Origin of the sequence: Desulfonatronospira sp. MSAO_Bac3, assembly GCF_003838035.1 — a bacterium.
Taxonomy (GTDB): Bacteria; Desulfobacterota; Desulfovibrionia; order Desulfovibrionales; family Desulfonatronovibrionaceae; genus Desulfonatronospira; species Desulfonatronospira thiodismutans.
Genome location: NZ_QYZY01000085.1, coordinates 1 through 2,186, shown reverse-complemented (window position 1 = coordinate 2,186; position 2,186 = coordinate 1). Strand labels below are relative to the sequence as shown.

Here is a 2,186-nt window from a genome sequence, read left to right as displayed (position 1 = left end):
ATGTCCTGAATGCCGTTAACCGGGGTGTGCCGGGTAAAATCCAGAAAGGGAGCTATCAGAACCAGATGCCTGGTACTTATTGATCCTGGGTTTTGCAGGCACAGGTTGGCCCCCAGGGACCAGGCCAGGACAATATCCCATGAATGGGAGCGCAGAAGATTTTCTATGTCGCTCTGACTGTGAGAGACGAAAGGAAGGACAAAAAAAGAATGGGAGCCGAGATGCGGGAAAAACTCAGGGTATCCGGCCCAGCCAGAAATAAAGAGAACCTTGTTTGCCATGGGCGCTGGTTAAAGATGGTCCAGTGGAGGATGGGCATGCACAAAAAGCCAGGCAGAAAATCAATCCCCGAGCATGCCCATAAGGGTGTTGACCACTCCTGCGGAGATAAAGGAAAGATTGTCCGCCAGCCCCCTGGTGTCCTGGGTTTCAATGCTCTGAAGCTGGGCTGCCGATCCGGTGGGCATGGGCATGGCAAACTCCGAGGAGTTCAGGGGCGCAGCCAGGAGAAACAGGTATATGACGGTAATGCAGATGATTTTTTTCATATCTTACCACAGGTTATGTTGTATGACTAAACTTGGCAACTGCTAAACAAAATTGCAAAAAAAATCAAGCTCTTTTTTGCCTGATTTATTTTTTTGTCAACTATTGCTATTTACTCGTTACGCAACAAGCTGCTTAAAAAAGCTTAACTTCTTACCCGGAGGACCAGCAGATTGACCAGATGGATTAGACCTTCCACCAGAGCTTTTTTTACCGAGGCGTCCCGGGATGCGGATGACTCTCTTTCTTCCAGGCTGCACGGATATATATACGGCCGCTGGCCGTATTTTTATATTTCCCTGGCCACGGGCAGGCACCCTTTGTCCGGGCCTGCCGGCAAAGTTCTCCGTTCTGTCCGGGTGCTTCTGCGCGCCAATGACTCACGGGCCAGGGCCAGAGCCAGAATAAAATTCGCCCACGGCTATCACGGTAAAGTCTTGCCTGTCCAGGAGGCCAAAAGACTGGTACAGATCAACAAAAGCGTGGACCTGGGAAATCTGGAACAGGTCATTCCCTACGACCGGGCCAGGCGCATCGTACTTAAAAACCCAGGACACATAGTGGCCCTTAAGTGCCCCTGCAGGGCCTCCAGCCCGCATCCCTGCGAGCCTTTGCAGGTCTGTCTCATAATAGGCGAGCCCTTTGCGGGATTCATCCTGGAGCACCATCCCGGCAAGGCCCGAAGCATCACCTCTGATGAGGCCTGCCGGATACTGGAGCAGGAACACGCCAGGGGACACGTGCAGCATGCCTTTTTCAAGGATGCCATGCTGGGCAGGTTCTACGCCATCTGCAACTGCTGCTCCTGCTGCTGCGGGGCCATGCAGGCGCACAGAAACGGTGTGCCCATGCTGGCCTCATCAGGTTACGCAGCAGATGCGGACCAGGAGCTGTGCATCAAGTGCGGCGAATGCGCCCAGGCATGTCCTTTTCAAGCCATCGCCATGTCCAGGGAAGGCCCCGTGGTCTCACAGGACCTGTGCATGGGCTGCGGAGTGTGCGTGAGCAGGTGTCCCGTGCAGGGACTTAAACTCAAACGACAAAAGGACAAAAGCCCGCCCCTGGAGGTGAACAGCCTGCTACATGGCCGCCCATAACATACAGGAAACCACAACTTCAGTTCAATCATTTCCTAAACCGCCGTCTCCTGGAACGAAGCATGGTCACCACAAGATTCAGGCACAGGACTGTGGCCACAGCGTATCCCAGAGGGCCCAGCAGAGGGTGCCCCCACAGCATGGGGCCTGTATCCGCGACAAAAATCATGCTCGCCCCCAGAAAAAGGGCCGCGGCAATTATGCCCGCCACCAGCCTGTTGACCACTGTTTCCATGGTGGTCTGCATGCCTTCCAGGTTTTCATGCCGAAAGCGGATGGCCAGTTGTCCCTGGTCCAGCTTGCTGATGATATCCATGGCCTGCCTGGGCAGCTGGTACTGAAACCTGAGCAGGTATCTGAAGTTTTTGTACAGTCCCTTGAGCAGATTGTCCGGCTTGAAGCGCTCCTTACCTATACTGCGCAGAATGGGTTCGGCCTCCCCCACTACATCCAGGTCCGGGTAGAGCATCTTGGCCGTCTGCTCAGCGGTTATCAGGGACTTGATCATTATGGAAAGATCCGATGTCAGCACCCTGCCGTGCT

At 54.3% G+C, this 2,186-nt stretch carries 2 protein-coding genes and 2 pseudogenes; 1 reads left to right on the top strand and 3 read right to left on the bottom strand.

Annotated features, from left to right (window positions below):
- Positions 1 to 281: pseudogene (locus D5S03_RS03155) on the bottom strand (hypothetical protein); the annotation flags it as partial.
- Positions 282 to 341: 60 nt separating this feature from the next.
- Positions 342 to 548: a hypothetical protein gene (locus D5S03_RS03150; protein ID WP_287042647.1), complete on the bottom strand. Its 207-nt coding sequence runs from the start codon at positions 546 to 548 to the stop codon at positions 342 to 344.
- Positions 549 to 719: 171 nt separating this feature from the next.
- Between D5S03_RS03150 and D5S03_RS03145 the strand changes: the two genes are divergently transcribed.
- Positions 720 to 1,643: a 4Fe-4S binding protein gene (locus D5S03_RS03145; RefSeq protein ID WP_287042646.1), complete on the top strand. Its 924-nt coding sequence runs from the start codon at positions 720 to 722 to the stop codon at positions 1,641 to 1,643.
- A gap of 28 nt (positions 1,644 to 1,671) precedes the next feature.
- On the opposite strand, the pseudogene D5S03_RS03140 reads toward D5S03_RS03145, so the two are convergent.
- Positions 1,672 to 2,186: pseudogene (locus D5S03_RS03140) on the bottom strand (ABC transporter); the annotation flags it as partial.